We start from the raw sequence: 19,386 nt of genomic DNA, 5'->3' as shown, positions 1-19,386 counted from the left end.
TAGAGAAACACTTCTTCCCGGGCATTTTTTGCCTTGGGGGGAGGTGCTTTTTCCGTTTCCCCTGAGTTTTCCAGTTGGCGCCTAATTACAAGCCCTAGGTTGGGGTTTATAATGAAAGCGGTGTCAATGCCGCTGGGGCTGTGAATGCCTTCAGGCTTAAAGCTTGTTTTTGAAAAAAAAAAGACGAAAAGACAGCGGGGAGATCATAATGGGCTTTCAACGGACCAAAAAGGTAGCCGGGCGCATGTTCGCCGGCGCCTACCATAGCATACGAGCCAAGCTGCTCTCGTGGTTTTTAATCGTCACCCTGATCCCGTTGTTTTCGCTTGGCGCGTTGTCCTACTACCAGTCGGCCCGGATCATCAACTCCCAATTCGGAAAGTACGGAGATAATGCCGTCGCCCAGCTGGAACAGCAAACCAGCTCAACCTTGAGCCGGATGAAGCAGACGGCGGAAACAATCTACTCCTATCTGCTGGACCCGAGCCGGATGGGGATTGGAAACCAGGCACCTACCACCTACCGCGACATTTTGGAGAAGAATGATTTTGAATCCTTGCTGAAATCCCTTCGGACCCAGCTGACGGCCGGCATCTACATTATTACGACCTCGGGTTATTACTACGGGGAGAACAATCTGGACGTAGCCAAGCTTGACCGTATTCCCTTATGGCGGTCGAAGCCGAAGGCGTATGCCGGAACCTATTGGCTCGGCTTTTATCCGCAGGATCATTTCATCAAGAGCAGCGACAGCGGCAACCGAAGCGTCATCGGCCTGGCGGTTCCGATTCACCATCCGGACAAGTCCCAGGACGGCAGCATCATTCTCATCGAAGAGTATGCGGAAGAGCTGCTGCAGATGTTCCGGCAATTCGAGGAGGATACCCATGCCCATCTGCAGATCAGCTCGCCGGACGGTACGGTCATCTACGAGACGGATGCCGCTTACTCGCCCAAAGACAGCGATGTAACCTGGTCACGGACGCTCGCCGTCAATCAATGGACGCTCGAGGCCCGGATTCCGGCGAAAGCCTTCTATCGATCCTCAGGCATCATCCGGGCGAACACGATGACGGTTGCCATCTTGTCCTGCCTGCTCGCTTTCGGCATCGCCTACCTGTTCTCTTCGCGCTTCACCTCAAGGATCAGGACATTGAAGGATTCGATGCAGAAGGTCAGCTTCGGCAAGCTGGACACCCGCACGCCGATCGATGGCCGAGACGAGCTGGGCAGCCTGGATATGAGCTTCAACCGGATGGTTACGGGGATTCAGGAATTGATCGGCGAAGTGGAAAGAAGCGAGCGGCTGAAGAAGGAGGCGGAGCTGCGGGCATTTCACTATCAGATCAATCCCCATCTGCTGTTCAACACGCTCAACTCCATTCAGTGGAAAGCCAGGCTCGAGGGCGCCGAGGACATCCGCCTGATGCTGTATCATCTGACGATGGTGCTCGAGGGAAATCTTGATATCTCCCAGGAGCTGGTCACGCTTCGCAGGGAGCTGCGCATGATCGAGCATTTTCTTAAGGTCCAGGAAATCCGGTACGGGGAAGTATTTCGTTATCGCCTGGAATGTGACGATTCACTGCTTCCGTATTTGATTCCGCGGATGACGCTTCAGCCGTTATTTGAAAATATATTCTTCCACGCCTTCACGGACGGCGAAGGAGAGATCGATATGTCGATCAGGATGGACGGCGACGATCTGGTGCTAATGCTCCGGGATAACGGGGCAGGCATGAAGGAGGAGCAGCTGGCGAGGCTATTCTCGCCTGAAGTAAAACGCAAGGGACGGGGCGGGCTTGGCGTACGCAACGCCGATCAAAAATTCAAGCTGCATTTTGGCCCGCTGTACGGGCTCACGGTGTATTCCGTGAAGGGAGAAGGAACGACAATCACCATACGCTGGCCGAAAAAGGAGGAGTCTGACGATGTTGGAAACAGAGAAAATCAAGGTGCTGATTGCCGATGACGAGAGTATCGTGCGCAAGGGACTCCGCACAACGGTGGCTTGGGACCGCTTCGGGATGGAGGTTGTGGCGGACAGCCCTAACGGCCAGGCAGCCTGGGAAGCTTTCCTGGAGCATCGTCCCCAGGTCGTCATCACGGATATCGTCATGCCGGAGATGGACGGGATCGAGTTGTCCCGCAGGGTCAAGGAAGCAGCGCCGGAGACCAGAATCATTCTGCTCAGCTGCCATCGGGACTTCGAATATGCCCAAGAGGGGATGCGGCTCGGAGCCTCGGCCTATTTGTTGAAGACCGCCTTCGAGGATGAAGAGCTCGAGGCCCTGCTGGGCAAATTTCAGCGGGAGCTGTCTGAGACGGCAAGCTCTTCGCAGGATCAGGACGATCAGCTGTCCACGCATCTGTATGCTTGGCTTAATGGGCATAACGACAAATTCCTGGAGGTGCTGAGGAAGCTTTGGAGCGGCAGCTGGCGCATGAAAGGACAGCCTGCCGCGCTGTACCTGGTTAAGTCCGCCGGATGTGACAGCTCATGGGAGAGCCTTCTCCGGGAGCATGAAGCCGATGAGCCGGGACTGCACAGCGGCAAGCGGATTCGCTACGGGTCGGACAGCTGTTATTGGGTCGTTCCGGATGGGCTAAAGGACGGTATAGAGAGCCTGCTGATCGAGATGAAGAGCCGGTGCGGCAAGCTGACGTGGGATTCGCGGCGAGGCCTTGAGGACCTGGAGGATGTGCAGGATGCCTTTCAATCGCTGCATAAGGAAGCCGAATTGGAGCGGGTGTACGGACTTAGCGCGGAGCATTGGCCCGAACCGATTCTGCAAGCCGTTCATCTGCTGCATGCGTTTCCGTCGGCCGAATGGTCGGCGGCGGAGCTGGCCCAGAAGGTGGGATTAAGCCGCAGCCATTTTTCGATTTTGTTCAAAAAAACGGTTGGCGACAGCTTCATCGCTTTCCAATATAAGCGCAAGCTTCGTCTCGCTTACGGATTGCTGCGCGAAACCTCCTTAACCATGCAGGAAATCGCCGAGCGGACAGGTCTTGGGGACAGCAAATATTTCAGCAAATGGTTCAAGCGCTGCACCGGGAAGACGCCAAGCCAATACCGTACCGAACAAAAAGGGGAATCATCGTAAACAAACGAACACCGAGAATGACCATTTCGAACAAAAACACGATAAACTGCGAATCAGCGCACGTTTTGAACCGCTTTCATAGGAGTTATGATGAAAGCGGTTTAATTCATATTACCTCAACTCTTTAGGGGGAATCGACATGATGAAAAGAAGGTCATGGATGGTTATCGTATCCGTGATGGCGTTAACGGCATCCATGCTGGCCGGATGCGGCGGCAGAGGCACCGGTACGGCGAAGGAGCCGGACAATGGCTCGCAAGCCGGGGTTACAACGCTTCGGTTCGCAACTTGGGATACCGGCGATGCGCTGAAGATTGAACAGGATATCGCCAAAAAATTCGAGGAATCGCATCCCGGCACGAAGGTCCAGGTAGAGGCCTATGCAGACGGGTTCGATCAAAAGCTGGCAGCCGGCTTCGGCGCTGCAAACCCGCCGGACGTGATGTATATGTGGGATTTCCCGACGTATCATCAGTCGCTGGAGCCGCTGGACGATTACGCGTCCAAGGACAAGGATTTGATCATTGACGATTTTTACCAAGGCCTGTTCAACTACGGCAAGATCGGGGATAAGCTGTACGGGATCCCGGCCGGATTCACGACGCGGGTCGTGTATTACAACAAGAAGCTGTTCGATGAGGCGGGAATCGCATATCCGAACGACGGATGGACCTGGACTGACTTTCAGGACATTGCCAAGAGGCTGACGGACCCGTCCAAGAAGCAGTACGGCTTCGGCGTACGTGCGGAGAACGACACGTATGACCTGCAAGGCCTGGTATGGAGCAACGGAGGCTCATTCATATCGGAGGACGGCACGACGATTGAAGGCTATATGAACAGCAAAGAGACGGCGGAAGCCATTCAGATGCTGGGTGATATGCTGAAGAACGGTACCGCCGTGCTTGCCGGTGGCAAGGGACAGCAGAGCGGGGAGGACATCTTCAAGGCCGGAAAGATCGCGATGTGGGAGAGCGGAATATGGCCGCTCGAATCGTTCAGGGAAGCCGGAATCGATGTGGGCACCGTCGAGATGCCGGCCTTCCCGGGCAAGCCGGTCAAGGGGGTTCTTGCCGAATCGGCGCTGTCGATTGCGAAGGACTCCAAGCATAAGGATCTGGCCTGGGAGTTCATCAAGTTCTATGTGTCCGATGAAGCGATCAAAATGCGCGTGGCCGACCTTCCGGTCCGGGCAAGCGTCGTCAATGAGCTGAAGAAGGATCAGGATCCGCTCTACAAGCCGTATTACACGATGCTGGAGCGTTCGGACAATACGCCGGCCTTCCTGCTCAACCCGAAATGGAACGAAGTCAACCGCCAGCTGTCGGCAGCCGTGGAGTCCGTCATGTTCGGCAGCGATGCACAAGAGGCTCTGAACCAAGCGGTGAAGGACAGCGAACGCTATTTGAAATAAACGATAGAAAGAAGGCTCGCTACTATGGCCCGGATCAATGTGCTTAACCCGCAGCAGCAGACAGCGGCCCCGAAGCGGCTTGGACGAAAACGATGGGGTGGGGCAGCGCCCTACCTCTTCATTTTTCCATGGATATTCGGCTTCCTGGTCTTCACGCTGGGCCCGCTGTTGTTCTCTCTTGTTATTTCCTTTTTTGACTGGCCGATCGTCGGTCAAGTCACCTTCGTCGGCTTCGACAATTACGTGGAGATGTTCTCGGATGATCCGCTGTTCTGGAAATCCCTGATGATTACGCTGAAATTTGCGGCTTTATTCGTGCCGCTGAACATTATCGTCGCCTTGGGACTGGCGATGCTGCTGAACCAGAAGGTAAAAGGCAGCGCCTTCTTCCGAACCGCCTTCTACCTGCCGTCGGTCATTTCCGGCGTGGCCCTCGCCATGATCTGGTCATGGGTTTACAGCGGGGATTACGGGATCCTGAATTACTTCTTGTCGGTATTCGGCATTGAGGGCCCGGACTGGCTGAACGATACGAAATGGTCCCTCGTCGCGATGGTGATCGCAAGCCTGTGGGGCCAGGGCTCGATGATGCTTATTTTTCTCGCGGGGCTCAAAGGCATCCCGAAGGACTTGTACGAGTCGGCTTCCATTGATGGAGCCGGCAAGATCAGACAGTTTTTCAATGTGACCGTTCCGATGATTACGCCGACGCTGCTGTTTAACCTGATCACGTCCATCATCGCCGCCTTCCAGCAGCTGACGCTGGCGCTCCTGTTAACGGGCGGGGGGCCGCTGAAATCCACCTTTTTCTATGCGATGTACATGTACGAGAATGCGTTCAAATACTTCAAAATGGGCTACTCCGCAGCGAATGCGTGGTTCATGTTCCTGATCGTCCTGACGCTTACGTTCCTTGTGTTCAAGTCCTCGGAGGCTTGGGTGTTCTATGAGGGCGAGATGAAGAAGGCAAAACCGAAGCATGTCAAACGCCGGGCTGCCGGCAGAGAGGGGCATTGACGCATGAGAAAAGTAATCACGTACACGCTGCTTGTATTCTGCTCCCTGCTGTTCGTTGCGCCCCTGTTCTGGGCCGTAACGACCGCACTAAAGTCCCCGCAGGAGCTGTATCTGTTTCCACCGAAATGGCTGCCGTCCGTTTGGCGGTTCAGCAATTTCGCGGAGGCCTGGAGCATCCAGCCGTTTAACCTGTTTTTGAAAAATACGGTGATCGTGACGCTGCTGTCCACGCTCGGGCAGCTCATCTCCTGCACGCTGGTGGCGTACGGGTTCGCCCGGTTCCAATTCAAGGGACGTGATGCGCTGTTCCTGATCGTGCTTGCAACCATGATGATCCCCTGGGAAGTGACCATGATCCCGCAGTATATGGAGTTCAACTACCTGGGGTGGATCAATACGCTTAAGCCGCTGATCGTCCCCTCCTGGTTCGGCTCCGCGTATTTCATCTTCCTGCTGCGGCAGTTCATCATGACCTTGCCAAGAGAGCTTGACGAGGCGGCCACGATTGACGGTGCGGGAAAAATGACGGTTCTGGCGAGGATCATCGTGCCGCTCATGGGACCGTCGCTGATCTTAGTTGCGGTGTTTCATATGATGAGCTGCTGGAATGATTACCTGGGCCCGCTCATCTTCCTGAATGATCAGACCAAATATACGTTGACGCTGGGCCTGTCCCAGTTCAGGGGCATGCATGGCGTCGACATGCAGTCCATCATGGCCATTACATGCCTGATCTCCATTCCGCCGCTTGCCGTATTTTTCTTCGCCCAGCGGTATATCGTCGGCGGAATCGCGACGACGGGGATCAAAGGCTAGATCAGATGACAGCAACGATAAAGCAATATGGAAAGGATGGAGAGAATAGCATGAAAGTCAGACCGATTGACCGGGATTGGGATAATCTTGGCGTGCTGGAGCGAAACCGCTCCAAGAGCCGGGCCTATTTCATCCCGTTTACGGATGCCGAGGAAGCGCTCCGCTATGACAGGGGCAGCTCGGCATGGTACAAGTCGCTGAACGGCATGTGGAAATTTCATTATGCGGAGGAGCCGGAGGCGGCTCCTGAAGATTTTTATTTAACCGAGTATAACGTTTCGGATTGGGACGATATTCCCGTACCGGGACATTGGCAGCTGCAGGGCTACGGCCATCCGCATTATACGGATCTGTATTATCCGTTCCCGGTGGATCCGCCGCATGTGCCGGATGCGAACCCGACCGGCAGTTATGTCCGGGAATTTGAGATCCCCGGCGATTGGGACGGCAGGAGGATCAGCGTCAAGTTCGACGGCGTGGACAGTGCGTTTCATGTATGGCTCAACGGGTCGTTTATCGGCTACAGCCAAGGAAGCCGGCTGACCTCCGAGTTCGATCTGACGCCCTATGTGACGACCGGGGTGAACCGGATGGCCGTCCGCGTATATCAGTGGTCCGATGGAAGCTATCTGGAGGATCAGGATATGTGGTGGATGAGCGGCATTTTCAGGGATGTGTACCTGGTCGCGGAGCCTGCAGCTCTTCGCATCGCCGATTTCCGCGTGATCACCGAGCTTGATGCGGAGTACCGGCAAGCCAAGCTGAACGTCCTCCTGGAGCTGGAGGGGACGGAGGACGGCTCGGTCCAGCTGCAGCTGTTGAACGGGAACGGCACCGAGGTTGGCGCAATCGGGAAGGAAATCGCCCGCTCCTCCTCGGCGGAGCTTGAAATCGAGGTGATCAACCCGGCCCTGTGGAGTGCGGAGTCCCCGGCTTTATATCATCTGGTCATGACCTTGAAGGATTCAAAAGGGCAGTCTCTGGAGACCATTGCGCAGCGCGTCGGCTTCAGGACCGTTGAAGTCAAGGACGGCCAGCTCATGGTGAATGGCCGGCCGATCCTGCTCAAAGGAGTCAACCGCCATGATCATCACCCGGATACCGGCCGGACCGTGACGATGTCAACGATGCTCGAGGACATTCAGATGATGAAGCAGCACAACATCAATGCCGTGCGGACGGCGCATTACCCGAATGACCCGCGGTTCTACGATCTGTGCGACGAGTACGGGCTGTACGTCATGGAAGAGGCTGATCTGGAGACCCACGGCTTCGAGCTGCTCGGCAATATTTCGCGTCTAAGCGATGATCCGGCGTGGAAGGAGGCTTATGTGGACCGTGTCCGCCGGATGGTGGAGCGGGATAAGAACCATCCTAGCGTGCTGTTCTGGTCCCTCGGCAACGAATCCGGCTTCGGCTGCAATTTCCGCGCGATGGCGGACTGGTGCCGGGAGCATGACACCACGAGGTTGATCCATTATGAGGAGGACCGGGAAGCCGAGGTGTGCGATGTTGTGAGCACGATGTATTCCTCCGTTGAGAAGATGGAGGGGTTCGGTCAACTGGAGGGGCATCCCAAGCCGCATATTCTGTGCGAATATGCCCACGCCATGGGCAACGGACCCGGCGGACTGCGCCCTTATTTTGACACCTTTGAAAGGTATCCCCGTCTTGCGGGAGGGTTCGTGTGGGAGTGGATCGACCATGGGTTGACGAGAACGACGGAAGACGGCAGGAAGGATTATGCGTACGGCGGAGATTACGGCGACGTGCCGAATAACGGCAACTTTGTCATCGACGGATTGGTGCGTCCGGACCGAACGCCTTCGCCGGGACTTCTCGAGTATAAGAAGGTGATTGAACCGATTCGCGTTACCATGCCGCAAGCCGGCACGCTGCTCGTCATGAACCGGTACGATTTCATTACGCTAGAGCATCTGCAGGCCCATTACCGGATCTTGGCCGATGGCGAGCTTGTCCGCAGCGGGGTGCTGGAGCTGCCGCTTATCGAAGCGGGCGAGAGCGCGGAGCTGCGTCTTCCCGTGAGCCTCGAGGAAGCGGCGGCCGTGGTGAATCCTTATGCGGAGCTGTGGCTAGAGGTCTCCTTCCATCTGGCTGCAGACTGCCGATGGGCGGAGCGCGGGCACGAGGTGGCTTGGTCCCAATTCCAGCTGCGGGCAGCAACGGTACCCGAATTCCGGCCTACGGATACGGCTGGACGGGGGGAGCTGCGGATCATTGAAGAGAAGCGCAAGCTCAAGGCGGCGATGGACGGCATCGAGCTGTCGCTGAATTCCTCCCGGCCGGGGTTTGAAAGCTTGTCCGTGAGCGGCAAGCTGCTTACGCTTGACGGTCCGCGGCTGAATTTCTGGCGGCCGCCGATCGACAACGACATGTACGTGCTGGCGGATTGGCGGAAGGCCCATCTGGACCTGCTCACCGAGCGGGTCGACCATTTCGAATGGAAGCGACCGGATTCTGCTTCGATTCAAGCCCGCTGGGTCTCCCGAATCGCGCCGCCGGTGTACGATTGGGGGTTCCGTTGCGAAACCGTCTATACGATCACCTCAGGCGGCTTGATCATCATGAATATCAAGGGCGAGCCGATCGGTACGCCGCCATCCATGCTGCCGAAGATCGGGCTGCAAATGAAGCTTGCGGCAGATATGGAGCATGTCCGCTGGTATGGACGGGGTCCGGGCGAAAGCTATCCGGACAGCAAGGAGGCAGGGCGTTTCGGTACGTACCGCAGCACGGTGGAAGGCTTGTTTACGCCGTACATTTATCCGCAAGAGAACGGGAACCGCGCGGATGTCCGCTGGATTTCCATCGCGGATGGCGCAGGCCTTGGCCTGCTTGCCGCTTCCGAGTCTGCCCTGAATTTCAGCGCGAGCCGGTATTCCGACTCTGATGTGGAATATGCCAAACATGCCAGCGACCTAATGCCGAGCGAATATATTACGTTCAACCTGGATTACCGCCAGAACGGGCTCGGAAGCAACAGCTGCGGTCCGGCGCAGGCTCCGGAGCATACGGTTAAGCCGGAACCGTTCGAGTTCCGAATTCTGCTGCAGGCATACACCTCGGAGGATACCGATCCGGGGACGCTCTCCCGGCGGATGCGTTCGGAAGCAAAGCTTTACAGCTGATCCTGGTTTTTGCTCATATTCATATCGTTTCGGATATTCCGACAGAAGGGGAATCACATGTCCTTTTACATCAAAGACCTGCTGCAGCTGTCTACCGGCGTACGCCGGTTCCTTATAAGCGAAGCCTTGTACGGCATAGGCATCGGTCTTTACACGCTGGTTCTGAATTTGCATTTGCTCTTCCGGGGGCTGAGGGAGGATCAGATCGGCGCGCTGGTATCGATGGGCATTCTGATCATGGGGATCCTCGCCATTCCGGTCTCTCTGCTCGCGAATCGGACGGGAAGAAAAAAACTGCTGGTTACCGGCGTGTTCTTTATCGCCGCAGGAAATGTGCTGTTTGCCGTCAGCGATCAATTGCTCTGGTTCTATGCCGCCCAGATTCTCGTGTCGACCGGGCTGACGCTCGTCGAAACCACGGAGATTCAGCTTCTCTTCCATTATTGCCGTTCCCGCAAGGAGGAAGCCCGCGCCTTCTCCCTGATGTTTGCCGTGTTTACGGCCTTTACGGGTCTCGGCACGCTGGTGGCTGGATATATCGCGGAGGGGGCAGAAGGAAGTCGAGGCTATGAAGCCTCCCTTCTCCTCACCGGGCTGGTTCTCGTGATTCATGGAGCCGTTCGGGCGTTCTGGCTGCCGGCCGAGCGTGTGGGCAGGGAGGAGGAAGCGCCGGGCCGTCCGCTTTCCGAAGGGGCATCCAAGCTAACGGCTCCTATTCTTTCCGGGACCTTATGGCTGTTTGCCGTGTTCATGGCCCTCTTGGGAGGGTGTATCGCGATGACGGGCTCCTTCCTGAATGTGATCGTGAAATTCCGGCTGGACTGGATGGATGATCAAGTATCGCTCATCTTGGCCGTCGGTGCCATTCTGCTCTTTATCTGCTCTCTAATGACGCCTTACGTCATGGAGCGGTTCGGTTATCATACGGCGATCGTTTCCGTATTTATCGTCAATATTCTGCTGTTCTCGGCTTTGTATACGGTACTTCCCGTATGGCTGTTCGTCGTCCTGTTCCTGCTGCGGGGCGGCGGCGTAACGATGCTGTCCAATCTGCTTGACAGCCTGCTGATGTCCGCGTTTAACGAACAGGAACGGAATCTATATGCCGGCATGCGGTCGGTATTTCGGAGCTTGGGATCTTCCGGGGCAACCTTTGTCTCGGGATTGATTCTGGCCAGGCAGGATTATCAGCTTCCCTTCCTTGCCACGGCCGGGGCGCTGCTGATATGCGGTCTGTATTATGTGTTGTGGATACGTCCGGTCTTGTCGAGGCGATTGGGCGGCAGCATAGAAACGTAAAATGTAACCCCGGTTGCTGGCTGGATTTCAGCGCGACCGGGGTGAAGTTTTATGCGGAGATTTCCGGTGGAGGATCCGGAGAGTGTCCGCGGAGCCTAGACAGAGTATCCGCAGAGTATCAGCAGAGTATCAGCAGAGTATCAGCAGAGTTATCAGCAGAGTTATCAGCAGAGCATCCGCGGTGCATCCACAGAGTATCCGCAGGGAATCCGCAGTATAACGGCAGAATAACATCAGAATTACACCAGAATACAAGGATAAAGGCAGCGCTTTTATTTTAGTCCCGAAAAGTCCTCAAATAGGTTGACATGAAAAATTGGAACATGTTTAAATAGAAGAAGTGTTAGCACTCTATGCGATGGAGTGCTAAAATCCTGATTCATAACGGAAAGGGGACCTCTTCTCATGGCGAAAAAACAGTTTAAAGCGGAATCCAAGCGTCTGCTTGAGATGATGATCAATTCCATCTATACGCAGCGCGAAATATTCCTGCGCGAGCTGATCTCGAATGCAAGCGACGCTATCGATAAAATCTACTACAAGGCGCTGACGGACGATCAACTGGTGTTCAATAAAGACGATTATTTCATTAAGATTACGCCGAACAAAGCGGACCGTACGTTGACCATTACCGATACGGGGATCGGCATGACGAAGGAAGAGCTGGAGAACAATCTGGGCGTCATCGCGAAGAGCGGATCGCTCGCGTTCAAGAACGAAATTGAAGCGAAGGACGGGCATAACATCATCGGCCAGTTCGGTGTCGGTTTCTATTCGGCATTCATGGTCGCCGACGTCGTAACGGTAACCAGCCGGGCGCTTGGCAGCGACGAGGCCTATCAGTGGGAATCCAAAGGCGCGGACGGCTATACGATTACTCCGGCCGAGAAAGATACAGTTGGTACGGAGATTGTGCTCAAGATTAAACCGAACACCGAAGAAGATCAATATGACGAGTTTCTGGAAGAGTACCGCCTGCGGGCGATCATCAAGAAATACTCCGACTTCATCCGTTATCCGATCAAGATGGACGTCAAGACGCAGCGGCCGAAGGAAGGCGCGGACAACGAATTCGAAGAGGTTCAGGAGGAACAGACCCTCAACAGCATGGTGCCGATCTGGCGCAAGAACAAGGGCGAGCTGACCGACGCGGACTACGAGAACTTTTATAACGAGAAGCGTTACGGCTTCGACAAGCCGCTGAAGCATATCCATGTGAAGGCGGACGGCGCGGTCGTGTACAACGCGATTCTGTTCATCCCTGAGCATACGCCGTTTGATTATTACACGAAGGAATATGAGAAAGGGCTGGAGCTGTACTCGAACGGCGTGCTTATTATGGAAAAATGCGGCGATCTGCTGCCGGATTACTTCAGCTTCGTGAAGGGGATGGTCGATTCGGAGGACCTCTCGCTCAACATCTCCCGCGAAATGCTGCAGCATGACCGTCAGCTGACGCTCATTGCGAAGAACATCAAGAATAAGATCAAGAGTGCGCTGCAGAGCATGCTCAAGGATGAGCGCGAGAAATACGAGACGTTCTATCAGTCATTTGGCCGCGGCCTGAAATTTGGCGTTTATAACGATTACGGCATGCACAAGGACGATCTGCAAGACCTGCTGCTGTTCACCTCCTCGAAAGAGAAGAAGCTGGTTACCCTGGATGAATATGTGTCCAGAATGCCGGAGGATCAGAAGTATATTTACTATGCTGCTGGCGATTCGATTGACCGCCTCGAGAAGCTGCCGCAGACGGAAATGGTGCTGGATAAAGGCTATGAAATTCTGTACTTTACCGACGATGTGGATGAGTTCGCCATCAAGATGCTGATGAAGTATAAGGAGAAGGAATTCAAATCCGTGTCGAGCGGCGATCTCGGAATTGAATCCGATGCGGACAAGAAGGAGAACGAAGCGGAGGAGAACGACAACAAGGAGCTGTTCTCCGCGATGGAAGGCATTTTGGCAGGCAAAGTAAAATCCGTCAAGGCTTCCAAGCGCCTGAAATCCCATCCGGTCTGCTTGTCCGCGGAAGGCGAAGTGTCCATCGAGATGGAGAAAATCCTCAAGGCGATGCCGAACGGGCAGGACGTGAAAGCCGATAAGGTCCTTGAGATCAACACGGGCCACGAGGTGTTCCAAGCCTTGAAGACGCATAAGGATGATCAGGATAAGCTGGCGCTTTACACGAACCTGCTGTACAACCAGGCGCTGCTCATCGAAGGGCTGCCGATTGCCGATCCGGTAGAGTTTACGAACGACATCTGCAAAATTATGGTGTAACAGCGGCGATCTCCGTTCATGGGGGAAGCTAACAAAATAAAAACGAAAGACCCGATCAGCTGGCGATAACCGCCGGGCTGGCCGGGTCTTTTTCGTTACGGATAATTTTCCTTAAGCGAGATGCTAGCGCAAGCGCAGCTTTGCTGATCGCGGGTCCATATTCGCCTCTCCTGCTTATTCCGCGCGCTCTACCGGTGTTCCGGCTGAGCTTACTAAGACAGCATCGGTTCTGAGCAATCTTTTCACAAACAGCGCAAATATGACAAGCGACACCACGACGGAGACAGAGGCGATCGCGAATAGCAGCGGATACCCGGTTTGCTCCGATATCCAGCCAAGGATAATGGCCCCAAGGCCGATGCCGAGATCAAACGCAGTCATAAAGGAAGCGTTAGCAGCGCCCCGCCGGTCCTCGGGAGCGATTCGCAGGGTTGCCGCTTGCAGTGCAGGCTGCGCCGAGCCGAATCCGATCCCGTAGAGGATGGCGGCGGCGATCAGACCGACGAGGCTATCGGAAAGGCTGAGGAGAAGCAGCGACAGCGCCGTTATAATGAGGGATGGTATGATGACGGCGGCTTCGCCGAAGCGGTCCGACAGCTTTCCGGCCAGTGGACGGATCAAGGTCAGCGCAATGGCATAAACCAGAAAGAAGGTTCCCGGATTGACGCTGATGGATGCAGCGAATAGTGGAAGGAAGGTCGTAATTCCTCCATAAGCCACGGCGAGAAAAAAGATAGCGGCCGTTACCGGCAGAACCGACGGTTCGATCAGCCGAATCCGCCCGGCCGAGGGCTTCGGTTGAAAGGGGACCTTGGTCATAAACGCGAGCACCCATGCAGCTAAGGAAAGTCCGGCGGCAACAAGGAACAGGGTGTGGAAAGAGTCGCCGGAGGCAAGCGCGGTGCCGAGCATCGGACCGATCGCCATCGCAACCGTCATGGCCATGCCGTACCAGCCCATTCCCTCGCCCCGTCGCGAGGCAGGAATCAAATCCGTGATGGCGGTCCCCACGGACGTCGTGGCAAATGCCCAGCTTACACCATGCACCATCCGGAGGGCGAGCAGCAGCAGAATGCCGCCGACCCAGTCATACGAGACCATGGAAATGACGAACAATAACAGTCCCCACACATAAAAGGGCCTTCTACCGTGACGGTCGACGAGAGCTCCCACGAACGGGCGGAAGACGACCGCCGACAAGGTGAACAGCCCTGCAGCAAGGCCTACCTGGGATTCGCTGCCCCCCAAATGCTTGATATACAGCGGCATCGTGGGAAGCAGCAGGTAAAAGCCCGTAAACAGAAACAGCATGCCAACCGTCATTTGAATAAACGGCTTGGTCCATAAACGCTCCACTCTCAATTCCTCCTTTATCATCCTTGATTAGGTAAGCTTATTCCGGTTCCGACGCGAGACGCTCGATTTCAGCTCTTACCCATTCGATATCGGCTGATCCGATCCGTTTCCGGTGATCCAGCACGCGCAGGAGCTGCGTCCGCTGTTTCTCGGGCTCCGGTTTATAGAACATCAGCTCTGCCTCGAAATCGCTGACATGCTTGAGATTTGTTTCAAGGTACTTCAAATACTGGTTAAGACATTCGAGCCGGACCGATTTCGGGACATAACGGAAGTACACCATCTTGTAATGGAGCAGCTCTGTTGTATCCGCTCCGTATTCCAGCGGCTTCTCCATCAGCTCTAAAAACCGACTTCTTCCCGCGTCGGTGATTTGATATATTTTGCGAGGCCGTTTACCTGTTGGGACTTCATCCATGGTAAGGTGGATCCAGCCGTTCTCCACCATTCGGGATAGCAGCGGGTACAGCGTACCGGAACTGATCTGCCGATAGGGGCCGCCGGCATTTTTAAGGATTTCCTGAAGCATGTAGCCATGCTTCTCACCCGTCATCAATTCGCCTAACACAAATAGTTCGTACATGAGCACCTCCCAAATATGTCGTATCGATATAAATATATATCGATACGACATATTAATCAAGCCGAAAAGCGGCTCACGTTTCTAAATTATAGACAAGACTCCTATAACGAAACGGAACATGGCGGCACAGGGAACCCCTCACCGCCATGTTCCAGCCATTAAGCTGCATGCCTCTTCATTTCGTAGCGCTTAACTAGAGTCATTTACTTGCATGCCTCTCCATTTCAAAGCGCTGACTAGAGCCGCTTGAATTGCGTTACGAGCTGCCCGTGTTCTTCCTCACCGGCTCCTCTTCGCGGCTGTTCATGCGCCCGGTATACTCCAGATGCTGAAACCCCCAACTGCACATATCGGTAAGCACCGTTCCCAGCGTCTTTCCATGCTCCGAGATCGAGTATTCCACTTTAGGCGGAATCTCGGGATAGACCGTTCGCACAACGAGCCCATCCTGCTCCAACTCCCGCAGCTGGTTGGTCAGCATGCCCTGGGTGACACCCGGAAGCAGCCGCCGCAGCTCTCCGAAGCGCTTGGTTCCGTCTTGAAGCAGAATAAACAGGATCAGCGGCTTCCACTTTCCGCCGATCAACTGCAGGGTTGTCAATATCCCGGCCGTTTCATGCGGTTGATGCTCAAATCTGTTCATATCCCTTCACTCCCCCCTTTTGTTAACCCCATTGAATCATTCCGCGATCTATAGGTTGAACGATGGAATACCGGTTAAGCCAGCTGAGTGGCAACCATGCTGACTGTTTAGATCCCTCCCGGCATCGCCGTTCGTTTTAGAAATCTCGATGATTGTAATGTAGCACAATATCCGTTTTAGACCCAGTACGATTCTAAAATGTACTTAGTACGGTTTATCGTACCATGAGGGAGGAAGGGAAGCCGCGAATCATATGGATAGGACAAGAGAAAGGACGGCCCGCCGAGGGCTCGTCTTTTTGTTGTGCGCAAAAAAGTAAAATTCGTTCCAAAATACTCATTTCTATTTCTTATATGCTGCAGACGGCTTTTTTACAATGAAGATACAACATTTCTATCGCCATATTCGAAAAGGGCTTTCGAATTACGCTTTGCCAAGCATTAACGCCAGGAGGAGAGAAATATGAAACGAACAAAGAATTCCGTGAGGCTCAGCATGGTCGCGAGGGAGCGAATCGCCGGTTATTTATTTGTGGCTCCTTTAATGTTGGGACTGCTGGTTCTGACGCTCATTCCCGTAATCGGGTCTTTGCTGCTCAGCTTTACGAATTGGAACTTTGTTGCCGGCATGGGTGCCATGAAATTCGCCGGCTTTGATAATTTTGTCAGATTGGTTCATGACAGCGCATTCGTGAAGAGCCTGGTCAACAATCTTATTTTTATCATTACGGTACCGATTACCATGATCATTGCGCTAGTGCTTGCTGTACTCATTGATAAGCATGTATACCTGAAGGATGCCTTCAAGGTTATTTACTTTCTTCCTTATATTTCGAGCATCGTTGCGGTGGCTATGGTCTGGCAGGTCTTATTCCACCCTTCGCTCGGGCCTGTAAACAAGACGCTCATGTCGCTAGGGATCGACAATCCCCCGAAATGGCTTGCGGACATCGACTTTGCACTGCCGTCCTTGATGATGATTCAGGTGTGGATTCTTCTCGGATACAACATCATTATTTACATCGCTGGCTTGCAATCGATTCCGAAGGACCTATACGAAGCGGCTGAGATCGATGGGGCAAATGCATGGGTGAAATTCCGCAGCATCACGCTGCCGTGCATATCGCCAACCACCTTTTTCCTGCTGGTGACCGGGATCATCGGAACCTTCAAAATTTTCGACCTGATTCAGGTGCTTACCCAGGGAGGTCCGGCTAATTCCACAACCGTCATTGTGTATGAATTGTATGACACGGCCTTCAACCAGCTGAAGACAGGCTACGCTTCAAGCATGGCGATGATTTTATTCCTGATCTGTCTGCTTATTACCGGCGCGCAGATGCTGGCCCAGAAGAAATGGGTCAACTATTAAGACGACTTGGCAAGAAAGGAGATTGACATGAGAATCAGTATTTCAAAAGCCTTCTGGACCGTCATCATGGCCTTAATCGGCATTCTGTTCATTCTTCCGTTTGTGTGGATGCTGTCCACTTCCTTCAAGCCGGAGGCGGACGTATTCAAATTCCCGATCGAATGGATTCCGAAGCACTGGAATGCAATCGAGAATTTCCGGACCGTATGGAGCGGGCAATTTGTCCGTTACTATTGGAACTCCATCTATATCACGATCGCAACGACGGTCATTAATGTTTTTGTGTGCGCGTTGGCCGCTTACGGCTTCTCCAAGCTCCGATTCTGGGGCAGAGACGCGATGTTCGTTCTGGTCCTGGCCTTGTACATGGTGCCGCCGCAGGCCTCCCTGGTACCGCAGTTTCTATTGTTCAACTGGATGCAGCTGATTGATACCCATGCCGGCCTCATCCTGCTGAACAGCTTCAGCATTATCGGGGCCTTCATGTTAAAGCAATTTTTCATGGGCGTGCATGATGAATACATCGAATCCGGAAAAATGGACGGGGCGGGGTACTTTCGAACTTTTTGGCAAATTGCCCTCCCGCTGATCCGTCCCGGCGTCGCGACGTACGCCATTCTCCGGTTTATCTGGACGTGGAACGATTACCAGTATCCGCTGATCTTCCTAAAGTCCAAAGAGCTGTTTACGATTCAGCTCGGCATTCGGCTGTTCGGGGATCAATACGGCGATGTCTATTCCTTGATGATGGCCGGTGCCGTATCCGCCATACTCCCGCTGCTGATCATTTTCGCCATTGGCCAGAAGCAGGTTATTGAGGGCATCTCCCTTGGGGGAGTGAAAGGATGATAAAGTCAAAATCGTTTGGCTTCCGTAAAAAATGGCGCCTACGCCAGAAGCTTACGCATGATAGGATGGATCCTGTAAGCACTTACAAATGTTGATGACAACCTGAAAAAACCTGTTACTATTAGAGGAGGGTCTATATGAAAATCAAAAAAATACCATCGCTATTGCTAAGTCTGTCTCTTGCCTTGGCGGTTACAGCTTGCGGAGGCGGAGGCGGGGGCAGCACTTCAGAGTCTGGCCAAGCCAAGAACGAACCGGGCAAGGAGGCTGCGCCCGAACAGATCGTACTCAAATTAAGCACGTGGCAGACAGACGCAAAAGCGCAGTGGAGCAAGATCATACCGGAATTCGAGAAGAAGCATCCGAACATTAAGGTGGAGCTGGATCTTCTGAACGAGAAAGGAGACTCGGTTGCTGCCATGCAGAAGCTTGATCTGATGGCGGCCTCAAACGACCAGCTGGACATCGTGGAGCTTCCATATACGAATTATTCGCAAAGGGCGGATATCGGACTGTTCGAGCCGCTAGATAGCTACATTGAGAAGGACGGCTATAAATACGAGGATGAATATCTGGTAGATACCAAGGTAAATGGCAAAATTTACGCGCTTCCTTCTTCCATGCAGCGGTGGTTCGTGATTATGAACAAGGCCATGCTGGAGGAAGCCGGATTACCGGTCCCTACCGATTGGACTTGGGCGGAATTCGAGGAATATGCGAAGAAGCTGACCAAGGGGGACGGCGCGGAGAAACGCTATGGCGCTTATCTGCATAATTGGCCGGATTACTTCCAGCTGCAGCTCATGAGCAAGCCTTCCGATAATACCTTCCTCAAGAGCGACGGCACATCCAATGCGAAGGATCCCCTGCTGAAGGCGAATCTGGAAATGATGAAACGAATGATGTATGAGGATAAGAGCGTCAACCCGTACGAAGATATCATTTCCCAAAAGCTTGCCTATCGTAATCAATACTTCAACGGACTTGCGGCAATGCTTCCTATGGGAGACTGGATGGTTGCGGAATCCGGCGGAACCGAAGCGATTCCGGCGACATTCGTGACAGCCTTTGCTCCGCTTCCTAAACTCGAAGGGGAAAGCAAGCATTACTCCCCGGTGCAGCCGACATATATGGCAGTGGCTGCAAAGTCCAAGAATAAGGAAGCAGCTTACCAGTTCGTCAGATGGTATACATCCGAAGGGCTCGAAATCGGAGGCAGAGTATTCTCCGGCTGGGCTAAATCCGATACGGATAAGCTTGTGGACACCATTGTCAACTCCTCGATCGATCCTTCGAAGATCGATATAGAATCGTTGAAATACACCATCAACAACACTATACCGGGATCCGCCCCGGTACCTGTTAAATATGCCGATGAGGCGAAGAACGTCGTGATTCCGGAGGCGGAGCTGTACATTCTCAATAATCAGGACCTCGATCAGACGATTGACAGCATCGATCAGAAAATTACCGAGGTCGTAAACAATAATCAAAACTAA

General features: G+C 53.9%; 14 protein-coding genes. 11 read left to right on the top strand and 3 right to left on the bottom strand.

What is annotated here, in order from left to right; translation table 11 throughout:
- Window positions 1-208: 208 nt before the first annotated feature.
- The 8 genes from NST44_RS30205 (at window position 209) to htpG (ending at window position 13,085) form a co-directional block, all read left to right on the top strand.
- Window positions 209-1,972 carry a cache domain-containing sensor histidine kinase gene (locus tag NST44_RS30205; protein ID WP_340901381.1) on the top strand — a complete coding sequence of 588 codons (1,764 nt, stop codon included), beginning with the start codon at window positions 209-211 and terminating at the stop codon, window positions 1,970-1,972.
- On the top strand, window positions 1,932-3,107 hold the full coding sequence (locus NST44_RS30200) for a response regulator (protein WP_144871221.1): 1,176 nt from the start codon (window positions 1,932-1,934) through the stop codon (window positions 3,105-3,107). The genes NST44_RS30205 and NST44_RS30200 overlap by 41 nt, the downstream gene beginning before the upstream one ends.
- Before the next feature lie 139 nt (window positions 3,108-3,246).
- Window positions 3,247-4,521, top strand: a complete 1,275-nt coding sequence (locus NST44_RS30195; protein ID WP_340901380.1) for an ABC transporter substrate-binding protein — start codon at window positions 3,247-3,249, stop codon at window positions 4,519-4,521.
- Window positions 4,522-4,545: 24 nt separating this feature from the next.
- A complete protein-coding gene (locus tag NST44_RS30190; protein WP_144871225.1) occupies window positions 4,546-5,538 on the top strand; it encodes an ABC transporter permease subunit in 993 nt (330 codons plus the stop codon).
- A 3-nt stretch (window positions 5,539-5,541) separates the two neighbouring features.
- Entirely contained in the window at window positions 5,542-6,354 is an 813-nt protein-coding gene (locus tag NST44_RS30185) for a carbohydrate ABC transporter permease (protein ID WP_340901379.1), read from the top strand.
- Window positions 6,355-6,404: 50 nt separating this feature from the next.
- A complete protein-coding gene (locus tag NST44_RS30180) occupies window positions 6,405-9,503 on the top strand; it encodes a glycoside hydrolase family 2 TIM barrel-domain containing protein (RefSeq protein ID WP_340901378.1) in 3,099 nt (1,032 codons plus the stop codon).
- Between the two features lie 57 nt (window positions 9,504-9,560).
- A complete protein-coding gene (locus NST44_RS30175) occupies window positions 9,561-10,802 on the top strand; it encodes an MFS transporter (RefSeq protein WP_251536671.1) in 1,242 nt (413 codons plus the stop codon).
- Window positions 10,803-11,207: 405 nt separating this feature from the next.
- Window positions 11,208-13,085, top strand: a complete 1,878-nt coding sequence (gene htpG, locus NST44_RS30170) for a molecular chaperone HtpG (protein ID WP_007131513.1) — start codon at window positions 11,208-11,210, stop codon at window positions 13,083-13,085.
- Window positions 13,086-13,259: 174 nt separating this feature from the next.
- On the opposite strand, the gene NST44_RS30165 is transcribed toward htpG, so the two are convergent.
- The 3 genes from NST44_RS30165 to NST44_RS30155 form a co-directional block, all read right to left on the bottom strand.
- Entirely contained in the window at window positions 13,260-14,441 is a 1,182-nt protein-coding gene (locus tag NST44_RS30165; protein WP_007131514.1) for an MFS transporter, read from the bottom strand.
- Window positions 14,442-14,478: 37 nt separating this feature from the next.
- Window positions 14,479-15,024: a PadR family transcriptional regulator gene (locus tag NST44_RS30160; RefSeq protein ID WP_007131515.1), complete on the bottom strand. Its 546-nt coding sequence runs from the start codon at window positions 15,022-15,024 to the stop codon at window positions 14,479-14,481.
- A gap of 256 nt (window positions 15,025-15,280) precedes the next feature.
- Window positions 15,281-15,667 (bottom strand): winged helix-turn-helix transcriptional regulator, encoded by a 387-nt coding sequence (locus NST44_RS30155; RefSeq protein ID WP_007131516.1) that lies wholly within the window; start codon window positions 15,665-15,667, stop codon window positions 15,281-15,283.
- Window positions 15,668-16,129: 462 nt separating this feature from the next.
- Between NST44_RS30155 and NST44_RS30150 the strand changes: the two genes are divergently transcribed.
- The 3 genes from NST44_RS30150 (at window position 16,130) to NST44_RS30140 (ending at window position 19,386) form a co-directional block, all read left to right on the top strand.
- Window positions 16,130-17,038: a carbohydrate ABC transporter permease gene (locus NST44_RS30150; RefSeq protein WP_007131517.1), complete on the top strand. Its 909-nt coding sequence runs from the start codon at window positions 16,130-16,132 to the stop codon at window positions 17,036-17,038.
- Window positions 17,039-17,065: 27 nt separating this feature from the next.
- The gene (locus tag NST44_RS30145; RefSeq protein WP_007131518.1) at window positions 17,066-17,887 is read left to right on the top strand and encodes a carbohydrate ABC transporter permease; all 822 of its coding nucleotides are present in this window, start codon (window positions 17,066-17,068) and stop codon (window positions 17,885-17,887) included.
- A 137-nt stretch (window positions 17,888-18,024) separates the two neighbouring features.
- Window positions 18,025-19,386, top strand: a complete 1,362-nt coding sequence (locus NST44_RS30140; protein ID WP_340901377.1) for an ABC transporter substrate-binding protein — start codon at window positions 18,025-18,027, stop codon at window positions 19,384-19,386.

The organism is Paenibacillus sp. FSL W8-0919, from assembly GCF_038003785.1.
In the GTDB taxonomy this organism is placed as follows: Bacteria; Bacillota; Bacilli; order Paenibacillales; family Paenibacillaceae; genus Paenibacillus_AQ; species Paenibacillus_AQ lactis.
Note: the sequence above shows the minus strand (reverse complement) of the source record. Positions and strands in the feature narration are given on the sequence as shown.

What these genes read in the sequence shown, in the direction of transcription:
- NST44_RS30160 (WP_007131515.1), bottom strand. Translation starts at nt 15,024, where the DNA reads ATGTACGAACTATTTGTGTTAGGCGAATTGATGACGGGTGAGAAGCAT.
- NST44_RS30180 (WP_340901378.1), top strand. Translation starts at nt 6,405, where the DNA reads ATGAAAGTCAGACCGATTGACCGGGATTGGGATAATCTTGGCGTGCTG.
- NST44_RS30150 (WP_007131517.1), top strand. Translation starts at nt 16,130, where the DNA reads ATGAAACGAACAAAGAATTCCGTGAGGCTCAGCATGGTCGCGAGGGAG.
- NST44_RS30145 (WP_007131518.1), top strand. Translation starts at nt 17,066, where the DNA reads ATGAGAATCAGTATTTCAAAAGCCTTCTGGACCGTCATCATGGCCTTA.
- htpG (WP_007131513.1), top strand. Translation starts at nt 11,208, where the DNA reads ATGGCGAAAAAACAGTTTAAAGCGGAATCCAAGCGTCTGCTTGAGATG.
- NST44_RS30200 (WP_144871221.1), top strand. Translation starts at nt 1,932, where the DNA reads ATGTTGGAAACAGAGAAAATCAAGGTGCTGATTGCCGATGACGAGAGT.
- NST44_RS30175 (WP_251536671.1), top strand. Translation starts at nt 9,561, where the DNA reads ATGTCCTTTTACATCAAAGACCTGCTGCAGCTGTCTACCGGCGTACGC.
- NST44_RS30195 (WP_340901380.1), top strand. Translation starts at nt 3,247, where the DNA reads ATGATGAAAAGAAGGTCATGGATGGTTATCGTATCCGTGATGGCGTTA.
- NST44_RS30205 (WP_340901381.1), top strand. Translation starts at nt 209, where the DNA reads ATGGGCTTTCAACGGACCAAAAAGGTAGCCGGGCGCATGTTCGCCGGC.
- NST44_RS30140 (WP_340901377.1), top strand. Translation starts at nt 18,025, where the DNA reads ATGAAAATCAAAAAAATACCATCGCTATTGCTAAGTCTGTCTCTTGCC.
- NST44_RS30155 (WP_007131516.1), bottom strand. Translation starts at nt 15,667, where the DNA reads ATGAACAGATTTGAGCATCAACCGCATGAAACGGCCGGGATATTGACA.
- NST44_RS30190 (WP_144871225.1), top strand. Translation starts at nt 4,546, where the DNA reads ATGGCCCGGATCAATGTGCTTAACCCGCAGCAGCAGACAGCGGCCCCG.
- NST44_RS30185 (WP_340901379.1), top strand. Translation starts at nt 5,542, where the DNA reads ATGAGAAAAGTAATCACGTACACGCTGCTTGTATTCTGCTCCCTGCTG.